The organism is Actinomycetota bacterium, assembly GCA_005888325.1.
In the GTDB taxonomy this organism is placed as follows: domain Bacteria; phylum Actinomycetota; class Acidimicrobiia; order Acidimicrobiales; family AC-14; genus AC-14.
The window spans coordinates 13,530-29,822 of the sequence record VAWU01000015.1; the positions used below are offsets into that span (position 1 = coordinate 13,530).

At 71.5% G+C, this 16,293-nt stretch carries 16 protein-coding genes and 1 pseudogene; 9 read left to right on the forward strand and 8 right to left on the reverse strand.

What is annotated here, in order from left to right:
• Positions 1–17: 17 nt before the first annotated feature.
• The 5 genes from E6G06_03395 to E6G06_03415 are packed head-to-tail and all read right to left on the reverse strand — an operon-like array spanning position 18 to position 5,351.
• Entirely contained in the window at positions 18–695 is a 678-nt protein-coding gene (locus E6G06_03395) for a 5-deoxy-glucuronate isomerase (GenBank protein ID TML93106.1), read from the reverse strand.
• A complete protein-coding gene (locus E6G06_03400) occupies positions 692–1,138 on the reverse strand; it encodes a hypothetical protein (GenBank protein TML93155.1) in 447 nt (148 codons plus the stop codon). Before E6G06_03400 ends, E6G06_03395 begins: the two co-directional genes overlap by 4 nt.
• Positions 1,139–1,161: 23 nt before the next feature.
• Complete coding sequence (locus E6G06_03405) at positions 1,162–2,319, reverse strand: lipid-transfer protein (GenBank protein TML93156.1); 1,158 nt, start codon at positions 2,317–2,319, stop codon at positions 1,162–1,164.
• A 24-nt stretch (positions 2,320–2,343) separates the two neighbouring features.
• Entirely contained in the window at positions 2,344–3,183 is an 840-nt protein-coding gene (locus E6G06_03410; protein ID TML93107.1) for an enoyl-CoA hydratase/isomerase family protein, read from the reverse strand.
• Positions 3,184–3,200: 17 nt separating this feature from the next.
• Complete coding sequence (locus E6G06_03415) at positions 3,201–5,351, reverse strand: acetate--CoA ligase family protein (protein TML93108.1); 2,151 nt, start codon at positions 5,349–5,351, stop codon at positions 3,201–3,203.
• 26 nt (positions 5,352–5,377) lie between these two features.
• On the opposite strand from E6G06_03415, the gene E6G06_03420 reads away from it, so the two are divergent.
• A complete protein-coding gene (locus E6G06_03420; protein ID TML93109.1) occupies positions 5,378–5,779 on the forward strand; it encodes a hypothetical protein in 402 nt (133 codons plus the stop codon).
• A 249-nt stretch (positions 5,780–6,028) separates the two neighbouring features.
• Here the strand turns inward: E6G06_03420 and E6G06_03425 are convergent, their stop codons facing one another.
• The 3 genes from E6G06_03425 to E6G06_03435 are packed head-to-tail and all read right to left on the reverse strand — an operon-like array spanning position 6,029 to position 8,037.
• On the reverse strand, positions 6,029–6,766 hold the full coding sequence (locus E6G06_03425) for an HAD family hydrolase (protein ID TML93110.1): 738 nt from the start codon (positions 6,764–6,766) through the stop codon (positions 6,029–6,031).
• Positions 6,723–7,655 (reverse strand): LLM class F420-dependent oxidoreductase, encoded by a 933-nt coding sequence (locus E6G06_03430; protein ID TML93111.1) that lies wholly within the window; start codon positions 7,653–7,655, stop codon positions 6,723–6,725. The genes E6G06_03425 and E6G06_03430 overlap by 44 nt, the downstream gene beginning before the upstream one ends.
• 1 nt (position 7,656) lies before the next feature.
• Entirely contained in the window at positions 7,657–8,037 is a 381-nt protein-coding gene (locus E6G06_03435) for a DUF4440 domain-containing protein (protein ID TML93112.1), read from the reverse strand.
• Positions 8,038–8,082: 45 nt separating this feature from the next.
• Here E6G06_03435 and E6G06_03440 point away from each other — a divergent pair.
• The 8 genes and pseudogenes from E6G06_03440 (at position 8,083) to E6G06_03475 (ending at position 16,292) form a co-directional block, all read left to right on the forward strand.
• Positions 8,083–9,332 (forward strand): annotated as a pseudogene (locus tag E6G06_03440) (phosphotransferase family protein).
• Positions 9,329–10,084: a hypothetical protein gene (locus E6G06_03445; GenBank protein ID TML93113.1), complete on the forward strand. Its 756-nt coding sequence runs from the start codon at positions 9,329–9,331 to the stop codon at positions 10,082–10,084. Before E6G06_03440 ends, E6G06_03445 begins: the two are co-directional and overlap by 4 nt.
• 43 nt (positions 10,085–10,127) lie before the next feature.
• Positions 10,128–10,784: an NADPH-dependent F420 reductase gene (gene npdG, locus E6G06_03450; GenBank protein TML93114.1), complete on the forward strand. Its 657-nt coding sequence runs from the start codon at positions 10,128–10,130 to the stop codon at positions 10,782–10,784.
• Between the two features lie 10 nt (positions 10,785–10,794).
• A complete protein-coding gene (locus E6G06_03455) occupies positions 10,795–11,907 on the forward strand; it encodes a cysteine--tRNA ligase (GenBank protein ID TML93157.1) in 1,113 nt (370 codons plus the stop codon).
• Positions 11,908–12,022: 115 nt separating this feature from the next.
• Positions 12,023–13,258 (forward strand): hypothetical protein, encoded by a 1,236-nt coding sequence (locus tag E6G06_03460; protein TML93115.1) that lies wholly within the window; start codon positions 12,023–12,025, stop codon positions 13,256–13,258.
• Between the two features lie 22 nt (positions 13,259–13,280).
• Positions 13,281–15,254 carry a threonine--tRNA ligase gene (thrS, locus tag E6G06_03465; protein TML93116.1) on the forward strand — a complete coding sequence of 658 codons (1,974 nt, stop codon included), beginning with the start codon at positions 13,281–13,283 and terminating at the stop codon, positions 15,252–15,254.
• Positions 15,169–15,798 carry an HIT domain-containing protein gene (locus E6G06_03470; GenBank protein ID TML93117.1) on the forward strand — a complete coding sequence of 210 codons (630 nt, stop codon included), beginning with the start codon at positions 15,169–15,171 and terminating at the stop codon, positions 15,796–15,798. The genes thrS and E6G06_03470 overlap by 86 nt, the downstream gene beginning before the upstream one ends.
• The gene (locus E6G06_03475; protein TML93118.1) at positions 15,795–16,292 is read left to right on the forward strand and encodes a hypothetical protein; all 498 of its coding nucleotides are present in this window, start codon (positions 15,795–15,797) and stop codon (positions 16,290–16,292) included. The genes E6G06_03470 and E6G06_03475 overlap by 4 nt, the downstream gene beginning before the upstream one ends.
• The last annotated feature ends 1 nt before the right edge of the window (position 16,293 follow it).

Sequence of the window (16,293 nt, forward strand, 5' to 3'; positions counted from 1 at the left end):
TCTCCGCTCCCGGCCGCTCAGGCCAGCCATTCGTGCACCGGGTCGTACGACGGCGTGAGCGTCGGGCTGGCTCCTGCCAGCGCCCACAGGTAGCACATGGCGTAGCCGGGTGCGGCGACGACCGGGTGGTAGCCCGACGCGATCCGCTGCACATGGCCGTCGTGCACGATCGTCGCGTCGCTGCGCGCGTCGTCGTAGTTCATCGCCACGCCGAACCCCTCGGCCGGGTCGAAGCGGTAGACGTACACCTCTTCGTGCTCGTGCCGGTGGGGCGGGTAGCTCGACCAGCCGCCGGGCGGGTTCAGCGTCTCGCCCGCGATCAGCGGTCCCTCGGCGAGGTAGGTGCGCACCCGCCGGTGGTCGGCGCCGCGGCCCCGGTCCTCCTCGGCGACGTCGGCCGGGTCGATGATCCGCGCGTTCACGTCGTACGAGCCGGGGCGGAACACGATCGTCGTCGTCACGGTGCCGTCGGTGGTGATCGTCGTGCCACGCGGAGCCACCGCCGACCAGCCCGGGCCCTCGAACACGCCGGCCCGCCCACCCACGTCGGCCGACTGCCCGTCAACGGTCAGGTGGCCCTCACCCGATTCGACCACCACCCATGCGATCGCGTCGCCGACCTCGTGCACCACGTCGCCCGCCGTGCGGATGACGCCGAGGCGGTGGTCGGCCGGCTCGAGCAGCACCTCTTTCATGGCGCGTCTTCTACTGCGATCCAGCGGGGCAGGGCGACGTCGTCCGCCACGCGTTGGAAGACGACGCGGACCGGTTGCCCGATCGCGATGGTGCCCGGGTCGACCTCGTTGATCGGACCGTCGGGCGACGCGACGAGGTTGCCGACCATGCGCAGCGTCGCGTCTTCGTCGAGCTCGACCACCACGACGTTGAAGGGCGCGAGTGGCATGAAGGCGGGCAGCAGGGGCGGGTGGGGGACCACGAAGGACCACACCGTGCCGCGCCCCGACATCAGGCGCCACTCGTGCTCGAGCGACTGACAGTTCGGGCACATGGGTCGGGGCGGGAAGCGCAGCCGGCCGCACGCCGTGCACGCCTGCATCCGCAGCTCGCCCCGCAGCGCCGCTTCCCAGAAGGGCGCCGTCACCGAGTCGATCTTCGGCAGCGGCGCGGCCGCCACCATGTCGCCCGGAACCGTGTCGCCCATCAGCGATCGCCCGCGCGCAACAGGAGGGCGCTGGTGGGAACGCCCTCGCCGCTGGTGACGAGGCCGGTGTCGGCGCGGTCGACCTGCGCGGTCGACGTGCCCCGCACCTGCCGGACCGCCTCGGCGACCAGGTTGAAGCCGTGGACGTAGGCTTCCGACATCCCACCTCCCGACGTGTTCACCGGCAGCGCGCCATCGGGCCACTCGATGTTCCCGTCGTTCGTGAACTCCGCCCCCTCACCTCGCTTGCAGAACCCGTAGCCCTCGAGCGACAGCGGGATGAGCGGGCTGAAGGCGTCGTAGATCTGGGCCACCTTCACGTCGGCGGGGCCGAAGTCGGCGTGTCGCCACAACACTTCGGCACACGCCCATGCCGGCCCCATGAGCGGATCGTCGCGGTGGTAGTTCGTCATCGTCTGGTGCTGGGTGTTGAGGCCCTGCCCGAAGGCATGGATCAACACCGTCGGCTGTGGGAGCTCGGCGGCGCGGGATGCGTCGACGATCACGGCAGCCACTGCGCCATCCGACTCGAGGCAGTTGTCGAACAGGCACAACGGCTCCGACACCCAGCGCGAGCGCATGTAGTCGTCGCGGGTCATCGGCTTGCCGTGCATCATGGCTGCAGGGTTGCGGTTGGCGTGCTTGCGGATGGCAATGGCAACGTTCGCCAGGTGGTCGCGGGTCGCGCCGTATTCGTGCATGTACCGACGGGCGAGCACGGCGATCTCGTCGACGGGGCGCAGCAGCCCCCATGGCCGCGACCACTGGCCGGTGCCGGCGACCCGCTCGCCGACCTGAGCCCACGGCCGGGCGGCGGCCGCGCCCCGCTTGCGCGACCGCCACGCCACCGCAACCCCGCACTGACCGGTCGCCACCGCCATGGCCGCGTTCCCGACCACGGCACATCCCGCGCCGCCGCCGTAGCCCACCTGGCTGAACCACGTGATGTCGCCCATACCGAGGTTGCGCGCCACCTCGACCTCCACGAACGGTTCGAGCGTGTACGACGACAGCCCGTCGACCTCCGACGGATGGATGCCGGCGTCGTCGAGCGCGGCCTTGATGGCCCGGCACGCGAGCACGAGCTCAGAGTCGGGCAACGACTTCGCGTACGCGGTCTGCCCGATTCCCGCGATGGCGGTACGGTCCTTCAGCAGCAGCGGCTCCACGTCGGGCGTGGCCTACCAGCCCTTGAACTCGGGCGGGCGGCGCTCGACGAAGCTGACGAGGCCCTCGCGCGCGTCCTCGGTGTGGTTCACGAGCTCCTGCGCGTACGCTTCGTCCCAGAAGGAACCGTGGCGGTCGGAGTCGAGGGCCCGGTTCGTGAGCCACTTGGCGAACCCGATGGCCTTGGTCGGCCCGCGGGCCAGGCGTTCGGCCCACTCGGTGAGCGTCTTCTCCAGCTCGGCCCGGGGAACGACCTTGTTGACGATGCCGATGCGTTCGGCATCGGTGGCGGAGACGTCGTCGCCGAAGAAGAAGAGCTCCTTGGCCTTCTGCGGGCCGACGAGGCGGGTGAGGAGGTACGCGCCCCCGGCGTCGGGTGCGATGCCCCGCCGGACGAACACCTCGATGAGCCGCGCCTCCTCGGCCATGATCACGAGGTCGCACGCGAGCGCGAGATGCATGCCGCCGCCGGCCGCGGTCGCGTTGACGCCCGCGATCACGGGCTTCTCACAGTCGAGGATCGAGCCCACCAGGCGCTGCCATCCGGTGCGGATCATCCGCGCCGCATCGCCGACGATGCGCTCCGGTACCCCCTCGGGTCGCGGCGCCGCCTGCGTGCGGCCGCCCCGCAGGTCGGCGCCCGTGCAGAAGCCCTTCTCGCCCGCGCCGGTGATGACGATGGCGCGCACGGTGGGGTCGCCGGACGCCTCGTCGAGCCAGTCGGCGATCTGGTTGCGCATCTCCGCCTTCATGGCGTTGCCGGCATCGGGACGGTTGAGCGTGATCCACAGCACACCGTTCTCCACGCGGCGCAGGACGTCGGCGGCTTCGGACGATCGCGCGTCTTCGGACAATCGGTCTCCTTTGGGGGCTAGCGAGGCACGGCGAGCGCGTCGAGCGCGACCGCGCCCTTCGGCAGCACCGCGAGCGGGTTGATGTCGAGCTCGGCCAAGTCGGCGTGGAGGTCGACCGCGAGGCGCTGCACCTTCATGATGACGTCGACCAGCGCGGTCACGTCGGCCCTGGGCCGCCCGCGCGCGCCGCGCAGCAACGGGTAGCCCTGCACCTCCTCCACCATGCGCCGGGCCTCGTTCCGGCCGAACGGGGGCACGCGGAAGGTGACATCACGGAGGACCTCGACGAACACGCCTCCGAGCCCGAACATCACCACCGGACCGAACAGCTCGTCGTGGGAGACGCCCACCACCGTCTCGACGCCGTCGTCGACCTGTTCGCACACGAGCACGCCCTCGACATCGGGTGCCTGCTCCATCATCGCCGCGTACGTCGCCCGTACCCGCTTCGGCGACCTGACGCCCACGGCCACCAACCCCGCATCGGACTTGTGCTGCAGGTCGCGCGACGACACCTTCAGGACGACGGGGAACCCGAGGGCCTCGGCGGCGCGCACGGCCTCCTTCTCCGAGGTGACGAGCACGTCGCGCGTGATGGGAATCCCGTAGGCGGCGAGCACCTGCTTCGACTCGAGCTCCGAGAGTGCGGGTGCGGCGCGGAGGATGGTCCGTGCCGGCGCGGCGGCGCGCAGGGGGCGGCGCACCATGCGGGTGAAGGGCGACAGGTACCGGGCGCGGAACGCGTGGTAGCCGAAGTAGGCGCGGGCCGCCGTGACCGCGTTGGCGAACGTACGGAAGACCGGCACGGCGCTGGCCAGCAGGATGTCGTGGTAGGCCTCCTCGTCGCCGACCGGCGATCCCCAGACGACGAACACCGGCTTGTCGGTCGTGGCGGCCACGTCGACGAGATCTTTGGCGAGCCGGTTGCCCATCGAAGGAAGCGCGCCCGTGATCGGGCAGATCAGCATGCCGACGTTGGGGTCGGCGACGATGGCGTCGAGGATCTTGCGCCCGCGCCAGTCCGCGGAGGGAGCACCCCCGTTGTCGACCGGGTTCGACACGCGCAGGTAGGAGGGGATCCACTCGTGCAGTTGCCGCTGCGTCTCCTCGGTGAGCTGGGGGAGCTTGAGGCCCGCGGCTGCGAGCATGTCGGCCATGTGGGCGCCGGTGCCGCCCGAGATGGAGTAGACGCAAACGCCGTCGACGATGGTGTTGACGGCGCCGTGGGCGCCCTCGACGCGACGGGGAGGTTCGGTGCGGGCGAACATCGCCGCGGTGTCAAGCAGCTCGTCGAGACCGTCGACGCGGGTCACGCCGAACTGCCGGAAGGCGGCCGACGTCACCGCGTCGGAACCGGTGAGGTGGCCGGTGTGGGCCTTGGCCATCGAGCGTCCCGCGTCGGTTCGGCCCACCTTCACGCACACGATCGGGACGCCGTGGCGCGCCGCCTCGTCGGCGGCGAGGAGCAGCGTGCGCCCGTTCTTGAAGCCCTCGATGTAGCAGGCGATCGCTCCGACCTCGGGCCGGGTGGCGAAGAAGGTGGCGAAGTCGGCGAACTCGAGGTCGGCCTCGTTGCCCGTGGGTGCCCAGTGCGAGAGGCGGATGCCGAGCTCTTGTCCCTGGAAGACGGGCCGGCCCTGATGGCCGCTCTGGGTGATCAGCGCGATCGACCGCCCGGGCAGGTCGTCCCGGAATTGCTCGAAGGCGTTCAGGTTGGTGTTGGGGCCGAGCAGGTGCATGTCGCTCGTGGCGACGAGCTCCTCCATCTGCCGTTGGAGCTTCTCGCCCTCGGCGCCGACCTCGGCGAAGCCGGCCGCGAAGACGACCGCGAAACGGGCTTTCTTCTCGATCGCCTCCTCGAGCGCGGGCAGCGCATCGCCGACGAGGATCACCGCCAGGTCGACGTCGACCGGCACGTCGAGCACCGAACGGTGGCACGCGACGCCGTCGATCTGGTCACGGTTGGGGTTGACCGGGAACACCCGGGCGCCGGCCGCCTCGGCCCAGGCCGAGATCTTCTGGTACATGGCGGTGTTCGGCCGCTGCGGCGTGTCGGAGGCGCCCACGACCGCGACCGTGCGAGGGCTGAAGAAGACGTCGAGGTCGAGCGCACGGGGCGAGACGGGGCGCCCGGTCACGTCGCACGGGGTCTCCGACACGCGTGTCAGGTTATCCGTCCGGGTACGTTCCGCTCATGGAGACGACCGAACTCACGCTGGAGACGCGCGCCGACCACGTCACCGACGTCACCGAGCGGGTCGCCCGCTTCTGCCGTGAACGCGGCGACGGACTGGTGCACGTCTTCGCACCCCACGCGACCGCCGGTGTGGCGCTGATGGAGACGGGCTCGGGCTCCGAGGCCGACCTCGACGAGCTGCTCGACCGGCTGCTCCCGCGTGACGACCGTTACCGCCATTCGCACGGCTCACCGGGCCACGGCGCCGACCATCTGGTGCCGGTGCTGGTGAGCCCGTCGCTCGTGCTGCCCGTGCTGTCGGGGCGGATCGCGCTGGGGACGTGGCAGCGCGTGGTGCTCGTCGACCTCAACGCCGACAACCCCCGCCGGACATTGCGCCTGAGTTTCCTGCGCGGCTGAGCTCCCCGGGCCTGCGGGGCGGAGGGAACCGCCGACGACGGCGCGCCCCCCCGAACGCGCCGCCGTACCGGTGATGCGGTTGCGCCGCCGAACCCCCGTCGCCGGCAACAACGCGACGCCGGTGGCGCGAGCGGGTTTCATCCCCACCCCCTCCAGGTGGGCACGTCATGATGCACCCGACGACCACGGAGCGGTAGGCCCATCTGGGAGGACGATGACACTCCTGGTCATCGAGCGCGAGGTGGCGCGTCAGAGCAGGTCGAGGAGCTCGAGCAGATCGCGCACCCGGTGCGCGCCAGCGGGAAGAGGCGGCGGATCGAGGTCGCCGCGCCAGACGTGGACGGCACGAATGCCCACGTTGAGTGGTCCTTGCACGTCACAGCTCATCGAGTCGCCGACGAACAGGGCGTCCTGCGGCGCCACCCCGCAGCGGCCGAGCGCGTGCCCGTAGATGTGCGGGTGGGGCTTGCGGACGCCGGCGCGCGCCGACGTCACCTGGTGGTCGATCAGATCGGCCAGTCCGGTGGCGGTGAGGGCCCGGTCGAGGTCCCAATCCCAGTTCGAGCACACGGCCACGACGACGCCGCGCTCGCGCAGCTCCCGGAGCGCGACCGCGGAGTCGTCGTACGCGGTGAGGGTGAACTCCTTGCCCGCGGCGTCGAGGTCGGCCACGAGGGCGTCGAGGTCGTCAGGCCCGACCCCGGCCCGGCGGGCTAGTGCCCGTAGGCGCGCGAGCTCCCAGGCGCGGTAGTGGTCACGGCTGCGGGAGTGCTCGTGGTGCTCCTGGCCGTCGTAGAGGCCGTCGTCGCTCAGCCAGCCCTGCAGCGAGACGCCGGTCCGGTAGCCGTGGCGGGCCAGCACCTGGTCGTGCGTCGCGCCCCATGCGGTGGCGCGGGCGAGCGTGCCGTAGAAGTCGAGGAGCACCGCCGCGGTCACGCTCACGCTACGCGAGGTGGGGCGCCACCTCGGCCGCCAGCAGCCGGACATGGTCGAGGTCGTCGATGTCGAGCAGCTGGAGGTAGGCGCGTTCCGCGCCTGCGTCGGCGTAGGCGCGCAGCTGCTCGACGACCTCATCGGGGGTTCCCGTGGGGCCCGCGAGCCGCGAGTGTTCGACCGTTCGCCCCGTGGCCTTCGCCCGCCGCTCGACCTCGGCCTGGTCGCTGCCGCACACGACCGTGACGGCCGTCGAGTACACGATCGACCCCGGATCGCGGCCGTTGGCCTCGCACGCGCCGCGCACGTTGCCGACCTGGCGGGTGAAGTCGGCGACCGAATGGAACGGCACGTTGAACTCGTCGGCGAAACGCGCCGCGAGCTCGGGGGTGCGCCTCGGGCCGGCGCCGCCGAGGATGAGCGGGGGGTGCGGGCGCTGGACGGGCTTGGGCAGGGCAGGTGAGTCCCGCAGCGTGTAGTGGCGGCCGTCGTAGTCGAAGGTCGCGCCATCAGCGGTGGACCACAGACCGGTCAGGATCTCGAGCTGCTCGGTGAGGTGCTGGAAGCGGTCGCCGAACGTGCCGAACGGGATGCCGTAGGCCGTGTGCTCCGCGTCGAACCAACCCGCGCCCAGTCCCAGCTCGACGCGGCCGTTGCTCATGGCGTCGACCTGGGCCACGGAGATCGCGAGGGGCCCGGGCAGGCGGAACGTCACCGCGCTGACGAGCGTGCCCAGGCGGATGGTCGAGGTTTCGCGGGCCAGGCCCGCGAGCGTGATCCACGAGTCGGTCGGCCCCGGCCGTCCGTCGCCCCCGCCGAAGTTGAGGTAGTGATCGGACCGGAAGAAGGCGTCGAACCCCTCGTCCTCGGCGACCCGGGCCATGGCCAGCTGCTGCTCGTAGGTGGCGCCCTGCTGGGGCTCGGTGAAGATGCGGAGGCGCACGTCAGCTCAGCGGGCGCATCGCGGCCGCGTCCCAGTAGGCGCGGAGCCCGGCGATCTGCCCCTGGTCGTCGAACTCGAGGATGTCGACACCGTCGAACACCATCCCGCCGTCGCCGAGGCGCACCGTGCCGGTGAACACCATGGCCGCTTCGTCACCACAGACGTGGAGGTGATGCACGTCGAAGACGAGCGCGTCGGCCATGCCTATGGCGCGGTCCCAGAAGGCGCCGATCGCATCGCGGCCCACGTTGGGGGGCGTGCCGACCGGGTCGATGTGCACCGCATCGGGAGCGAACAGACCCATCCAGCTGTCCCGGTCCGCGCGCGCGAGCGCGTCGACATACGCGTCGATGGTCTTGCGGATCTGCTCCTGAGTCGCCATTGCCGCACAGTAGCGTCGGCGCTCGTGGAGGATCTGGCCGACGAGCTGCGTCACACGCTCGCGGGGGTGTGGGGCGACGACGTTCGGGTCGACGGACTGCGCCGCCTATCGGGCGGAGCGACAAGCGAGACGTGGTCGTTCGATGCGGTGGTGGCCGACGAGTCAGTCGAGCGCCTGGTTCTGCGTCGGACGCGCGGGCAGGCGGTCGACGAGGGTGCGCTGTTGCGTGCCGCCGCGGCTGCGGGTGTTCCCGTCCCCCGCGTGATCGCCTCGGTCGAGGGGGGCCTCGTCGTCGAGCGGATCGAAGGCGAGACCATTCCGCGGCGCATCCTGCGCGAGGAGTCGCTCGCTGCCACCCGCACACGCCTGGCGGCGCAGTGCGGCAGCATCCTGAGCCGCCTCCACCGCATCCCCGTCGACGCGGTTCCGGGGCTCGAGCAGCCCGACCCCCTGCCGACCTGGCAGGCCATGCTCGACGGTCTCGCGCAACCGCACCCGGCCTTCGAGCTCGCCCTTCTGTGGCTCCGCGAGCACCAACCGCCCAGCTCGGCCACGACCATCGTCCACGGCGACTTCCGCAACGGCAACCTCGTCGTCGGGCCCGAGGGCGTGCGCGCCGTGCTCGACTGGGAGCTCGCGCATCTCGGCGACCCGATGGAGGACCTGGGCTGGTTGTGCGTGAAGGCCTGGCGCTTCGGGGTCAACGACAAGCGCGTCGGCGGCTTCGGTGACGAGGACGACCTCTTCACGGCCTACGAGGACGCCGGAGGTGGTGCGGTCGACCCGAGCGTCGTGCGCTGGTGGGAGGTCCTCGGCACGCTCAAGTGGGGGATCATGTGCATCGTGCAGGCGCTGACCCATCTCTCGGGCGCGACTCGTTCCGTGGAGCTCGCCGCCATCGGCCGCCGCGTGTGCGAGAACGAATGGGACCTGTTGGAGCTGATCGCGTGACGGCTCCCCACGACGTCCCCGGCGCCGACGAGCTCGTCCGTGCCGTGCGCGAGTTCATCGAGCGCGACGTCATGGACGCGACCGAGGGACGCGTGCGCTTCCACGCCCGCGTCGCGGCGAACGTTCTCGGCATCGTCGAGCGCGAGATGGCCATGGGCCCGGACCAACGCGATGCGCACGCCTCCGCGCTGGCGCAGCTCGGGGTGGCCGACGAGGCCGAGCTGGCCGCCGCGATCCGCGACGGCACCCTCGATGACCGGCGGGCCGAGGTGATCGAGGTCGTCCGCGCGACGGTCAGCGCGAAGTTGGCGGTCGCCCATCCCGGGTACACCGACCGGCCGTGAGCGAGGACCGAAACGAACCCGTGAGCGAGGACCGCAGCGAGCTGGGCGAGGCGATCGGCGACCTGGCCGGTGGCCGCGAGACCTCGGCGGGCGGGTTGGCGCGAGCCGCGCGCCTGGCCGTCGACTCCATGCGTCAGGCCGGGACGCGTGCCGTCGCGTCGGGTCGCTGGCTCGCCGACGCGTTGATCGACGCGGCGCCGCGTGTGCCGGTGCGCGACCTCGCGCTGCTGCGCCAGCAGTACCCCGCTCTGGGGCCGCCGGAGCTCGCCGAGACCCTGATCCACAACGCGTCGCGGGTGACCGCCGGGATGGGCGCAACTGCCGGGGCGCTGGTCGCGGCGGAGGAGTTCAGCCCGCCGAGCTGGCTCGCCATACCGGTCGAGCTCGTCGTCGAGACGCTGGCCGTCGCCGCCGTCGAGATGAAGCTGATCGCCGAGCTGCACGAGGTGTACGGCCGGCCGGTCCCGGGACGAGGTCGCGACCGGGGCCTGCTCCTCGCGCGCGCGTGGGCGGAGGGCCGGGGCGTCACCGCGGCCGCGCTCGCCACCCCGACGGGCCTGTCCGCGCTGTTGAGCGTTGGCGCCCGCCGGCAAGCCGCACAGCTGGTGCGCCGCCGTCTGGTTCGACGCACCGCTCGCAGCCTCACCGCGCTGGCCCCGTTGCTCGCCGGTGCGGTGGCGGGTGCGGAGGTCAATCGCCGGGGCACCCGGGCCCTCGCCGCGGGCGTCCTCAGAGATCTCGCCACGACCTGACGTCCGGCGCGCCAGGAACGCGGGCTGTGCCAGTGTTTCGCCCGTGCAAGTGGCGATCCTCGGAGGTACCGGTCCGGCCGGACGCGGCCTGGCCGCGCGTCTGTCGTCGGTGGGCGTCGAGGTCATCATCGGGTCGCGCCACAAGGAGCGGGCCGCCGAGACGTGCGAGCGCATCAAGGCACAGTGGCCCGACCGCGACCTCCCACTCGCCGCCGCGGACAACGAGCGGGCCTCGCGGGCCGACATCGTCATCGTGGCGACGCCGTGGGACGCGGCCGCCGGGACTGCGGCGTCAGTGGCCCACGCGCTGAAGGGCAAGGTCGTCATCTCCATGGCCAATGCACTGGCGCGCGTCGGCGACGAGTTCCAGCCGCTCGTGCCGCCACGCGGCTCGGTCGCGGCGAGCGTGCAGGCGGAGGTCCCCGGCGCGCTGGTCGCGGCCGCCTTCCACCATCTTCCGGCCAAGGAGCTGGCAAACCTCGACCACCCGATGGAGAGTGACGTGCTGATCTGCTCCGATCACCGTCTCGCCACCAAGGTCACGGCCGACCTCGTCGACCTCATCCCCGGGCTGCGCCCGCTCGACTCGGGCAGGCTCTCGAACGCGGCCCCGATCGAGGCCTTCGCCGCCGTGATCCTGCAGTTGAACGTCCGCTACAAGACCCGCGCCGCGGTGCGGCTCACCGGCATCGACGTCTGAGCCCGTGAGCATGCGGCTCTACGACACGGCGCGGCGCGCGATCGTCCCCTTCGAGCCGGGCCCGGTGGTCACGATGTACACGTGCGGCATCACCCCGTACGACTCGACGCATCTCGGCCACGCGGCGGCTTACGTCACCTACGACGTCCTGCAACGGCGCCTGCGCGATCTCGGCCACGAGACGCAATGCGTCCGCAACGTCACCGACGTCGACGACGACATCCTGCACAAGGCGCGCGAGCTCGGCGTCCACTACCTCGACCTGGCCGCCGAGGAGATGGCCCGCTTCGACGCGGACATGCGCGTCCTCAACACGCTGCCGTGCTTCAGCGAGCCGCGCGCCACGTCGGCCATCCACGACATCCTCGGCTTCATCGGCATGGTGCTCGACCGTGGCCACGCGTATCAGGCCGGCGGAGCCGTGTACTTCAGCGTGAGCTCGTTCGAGCGCTTCGGTCAGCTGAGTCACTACGACCGCGACCGGATGCTCGAGCTGGCCGCCGAGCGCGGGGGCAGGCCCGACGACGCCAACAAGCGCGATCCGCTCGACTTCGTGCTCTGGCAGCCATCGGCGCCGGACGAGCCTTCGTGGGAGTCGTTGTGGGGGCCGGGCCGCCCGGGCTGGCACATCGAGTGCTCCGCGCTCGCCTTGCGCGAGCTCGGCACGACCATCGACCTGCACGGCGGCGGCACCGACCTGATCTTCCCGCACCACGAGTGCGAGGCCGCCCAGTCGGAGGCCGCAACCGGGCAACTGTTCGTGCGGCACTGGATGCACCAGGCGATGGTGCGCATGGACGGCGAGAAGATGTCGAAGTCGGTGGGCAACCTGGTGTTCGTCAGTGAGCTGGTGAAGGAGTGGGAGCCGATGGTCGTGCGCATCGCGATCGTCTCCCACCACTACCGCGACTCGTGGGAGTGGAGCACCGCGCTGATGCCCGCCGCGGCCGCGCGCCTCGCTCGCTGGCGGGCCGCCGGCACTGGGAGCGCTGCGCTCGACGATGTGCGCGACGCGCTCGACGCCGACCTCGACACGCCCGCCGCGATCGCCGCGATCGACCGGGCGGCTGCCGCGGGCGGCGGCGTCTCCGAGGCCGCCGCGCTGCTCGGCATCGATCTCTGACCGGCCCCACCGCCCCGGTTCTCTGAACGATCCGCGTTGCGCTGACCACCCCGATCGTTCAGAGAACGGGTCGGGGGCGCGCGCCGCGGCACCCGAAACGGTCCACCATGGAGGCATGAACGCACCGGGGCGCGTCCTCCTGGGCCTGAGCGTCGCGGCCGCGACTCTCGCCGCCCACGCTGCCGCGCCGTCGTCGACGACGGCGCCTGCCCCGCCCGCCGCGCTGGCCGAGGTGCAGCGCGTCCTCGACGCGAGGGTCGACGCGGTCCGGCGCGGCGACCGTGAGGGGTTCCTCGCCACCGTCGACCCGGTCGCGCCCGCTGGGTTCCGGCTCGCGCAGGCGTCGTCGTTCGACGGTTTGCGGTCGCTCCCGCTCGCGTCGTTCTCCCTCACCGCCCGGCTCGACGACACGGGTGACCTCGGCGCCGACCTCTCCCCGCGCTACGGCGGCGCGCCGACGTTCCTGCCCGAGACCCGCATGCGGATGCGCTTCGTGGACTACGACGACCGCGACGATGTCGAGTCGCTGTTCCTCACGTTCGTGCGTCGTGGCGACCGTTGGTACGTGGCGGCCGACGCGGACCTGGCACCGCTGGGCGTCGACGGCTTCCGCGGCCTGTGGGACCAGGGACCGGTCGCGGTGCAACGCACGGCCCATTTCCTGGTGCTCAGCCATCCGCCCGACGCGGGACGGGCGCGCAACCTGGCCGCCGTCGCCGAGGAGGCCATCGCCAGGCTCGACCAGCGGTGGACCGAGCCCTGGTCGCACCGCGTGCCGTTGATCCTGCCCGCCTCGGTCGACGAGCTGGGGCTCATCCTGCAGTCGACGTTCGACCTCGACAACTTCGTCGCGTTCGTCGCGTACGGCGCGGTCCGCGACCGCGACTGGGAGGCGACCGCCCCGCGCATCTACATCCAGGACCGCAACCTCAGCCGCTACGGCCGCGACGACCAGGTCCGCACGCTCACCCACGAGCTCGACCACGTCGCGGTCGCGCCCATCGCGGGGCCGTCGATCCCGTCGTGGGTGCACGAGGGCGTGGCCGACTGGGTGGCGCTCGGCCGCCGTACCGACGAGCGCGATCCTGCGGGGAGCGACGGCCATCTTCCGCTCGACTACGAGTTCACGGTGGGCGGCCGCGACGCGATCAACCTGAGCTACGCGGAGAGCCGTTCGGTGATGTCGTTCCTCGCCGCCCGTCGGGGTGTGGGGGCTCCGGCCGAGCTCATCCGCACGTTGGGCGCGGAGAAGGTGGTGCCTGGTAGCGAGGAGCTGCAGGTCGACCAGGCGCTGACGCGGGTTGCCGGCCTCGACACTGCGCAGCTCGAAAAGGAGTGGGCCGCGCGCTGAGCGCCGGTACCATCGCCCGGCGATGGCCAGCACCAGCGGCGGGATCACCGTCACCCTCCCCGACGGCTCCGCACGCACGCTGCCCGGTGGCAGCACGGCAGCCGACTTGGCCGCGTCGATCGGCCGAGGGCTCGCGAAGGCCGCGGTCGCGGCGATCGTCGACGACCGGCCGCACGATCTCAACCGTCCGCTTCCCGACGGGGCGACAGTGGCCATCATCACGGCCGACACCGACGAGGGACGCGCCGTCCTCCGCCACTCGACCGCGCACGTGATGGCCCAGGCCGTCCTCGACCTCTGGCCGGGAGCGAAGTTCGCGATCGGCCCCTCCATCGAGGACGGCTTCTATTACGACTTCGACCTGCCCGACGACGCGCGGTTCAGCGACGACGACCTCGAGCGCATCGAGGCACGCATGCGCGAGATCGTGGCCGAAAGGCAGCCCTTCGAGCGCGAGGAGCACAGCCGCGACGAGGGCCTCGCCCTGTTCGCGGACCAGCCCTACAAGCGAGAGATCATCGAGGGGATCGACGCGGCCGGCGACGACCTGGCGACGTCGGAGGGAGCCGGCGACGGGGTGGTGAGCGCGTACCGCAACTCGCCCACGTTCGTCGACCTCTGCCGGGGCCCCCACGTGCCCGACACCGGACGGCTCGGCGCGTTCAAGCTCATGCGCGTCGCCGGCGCCTACTGGCGCGGCGACGAGAAGCGACCGCAGCTGCAGCGCATCTACGGCACCGCGTGGGAGTCGCAGAAGGCGCTCGACGACCACCTGCACCGGCTGGCCGAGGCGGAACGGCGCGACCACCGCAAGCTCGGCGCGGAGCTCGACCTCTTCTCGTTCCCGGAGGAGCTCGGGCCCGGGCTCGCCGTCTGGCACCCCAAAGGCGCGATGGTGCGCAAGCTGATGGAGGACTACTCGCGTGCCGAGCACGAGGCGGCCGGCTACCAGCTGGTCTTCTCACCGCACATCGCGAAGTCGCTGTTGTGGGAGACGAGCGGGCACCTCGGCTTCTACGCGGAGAACATGTACCCCCCGATGGAGATGGAGGGGGCGAGCTACTACCCGAAGCCGATGAACTGCCCCTTCCACCTGCTCATCTACCGGAGCAGCCTTCGGTCCTACCGCGACCTGCCGCTGCGGCTCTTCGAGCTCGGCACCGTGTACCGCTTCGAGCGCTCGGGCGTGCTGCACGGCCTGCTGCGTGTGCGGGGCATGACCCAGGACGACAGCCACATCTTCTGCACCCCCGAGCAGATCGTGCCCGAGCTGAAGTCGCTGCTGGAGTTCGTGCTCCGACTCCTTCGCACGTTCGGCTTCGACGACTTCGAGGCCGAGATCTCCACCCGACCTGCCGCCAAGTCGGTGGGGAGCGACGACGACTGGCAGCTCGCGACGGCCGCGCTCTTCGAGACCATCGAGTCGTCGGGTCTCGCCTATGAGGTCGCTGACGGAGAGGGCGCGTTCTACGGTCCGAAGATCGACGTGCACGTCCGCGACGCGATCGGGCGCAGGTGGCAGCTGTCCACGCTGCAGGTCGACTTCCAGATGGGGAAGCGCTTCGGCATCACCTACTCCGGCGAGGACAACGCCCGCCACTCGCCGATCATGATCCACCGCGCGCTCTTCGGCTCGATCGAGCGCTTCTTCGGCATCCTCGTGGAGCACTACGCCGGCGCGTTCCCCGTCTGGCTCGCACCCGTCCAGGCCCGGGTGCTGCCCGTGCGCGACGACCACGACAGCTACGCGTTCCGCATCGTCGACCGTTTGATGGCCGAGGGCTTTCGAGCCGACATGGTGCCGGCGTCCGAGAAGCTCCAGCCGCGCATCCGCAAGGCGAAGGTCGAGAAGGTCCCGTACGTCCTCGTGGTGGGCGACGACGACGTCGCCGGCGGCACCGTCGGTGTCAATGCCCGCGACCGCGACGTCGAGCGCGGGGTCGCGGTCGACGAGTTCGTCGAACGCCTGCGAGCCGACGTCCTCGCCCGCGCCTGATGCTCGTGACGCGCGAAACGACTGTGACGCGCGAACGGCGGTGACGCTCGAACGGCTGTGGGCCGGATGGCGCAGCGACTACGTGGGCTCGGCGTCCGGCGCGGAGGCGGATCGCGGCTGCGTGTTCTGTCGCATCCTCGCCAGTGAGGAGCCCCCGGAGCAGACGTACCTGCTGTGGCGCGACGACACCTGCGCGGCGGTGCTGAACGCCTTTCCCTACACGAGCGGCCACCTCATGGTGCTGCCCGTTCGGCACGTGGCCGAGCTCGAGGACGTGCGGGCGGACGAGGCGAGTGCGCTGTGGGGGTTGCTTGCGGTCGCCGTGCGCGCGCTGAAGACCGCGTATTCGCCCCACGGCTTGAACGTCGGCGCCAACCTGGGTCGGGCCGCCGGCGCAGGCGTGCCGGGCCACTTCCATGTGCACTGCCTGCCCAGGTGGGAAGGCGACACGAACTTCATGACCTCGCTCGCGGAAGCGCGCGTGCTGCCCGAGTCCCTGCCCGCCACGTACGCGCGCCTGGGGAAGGTGTGGCCCCGGTCATGAGCGACGAGCATCGCGACGAGCTGCCGGCCGACCTCGACGTCAGCGGCTATGTCGGCCAGTACACCTTCCCCGACATCCGCCGCCGGCGGATCCCGGGAATCATCTACCTGACGCTTGCCGTAGGGTGCCTCGCCCTCTGGGCGACCCACCGTGGCGACGACCGTGTCCTCGTCAACCACGGCACGCTCGTCGCGGGGGTCGCGCTGCTGCTCATCGGCTGCTACCACGTGGCCACCGCGTGGCCGCTGGCCGTGCGCGACACCGACGCGCTGGTGGCTGCCGTGCGCGAGGTGGGTTTCCCCGTGGGCCACGCCTCGGCGCAGCTCGGTTGGCGCGGCATGCGCAGTCGCCCGACGTGGCGCATCCTCCTGTACTCGGCGGAGGACCCGCCCGAGCAGCGGGGCTATGTCGTCGTCGATGCCGTCGACGGACGCGTCGTCGGCCACTTCGTGGAGGACAACCCCGAGGACTGGGTCGCGCTCAGCGGAGGCTGAC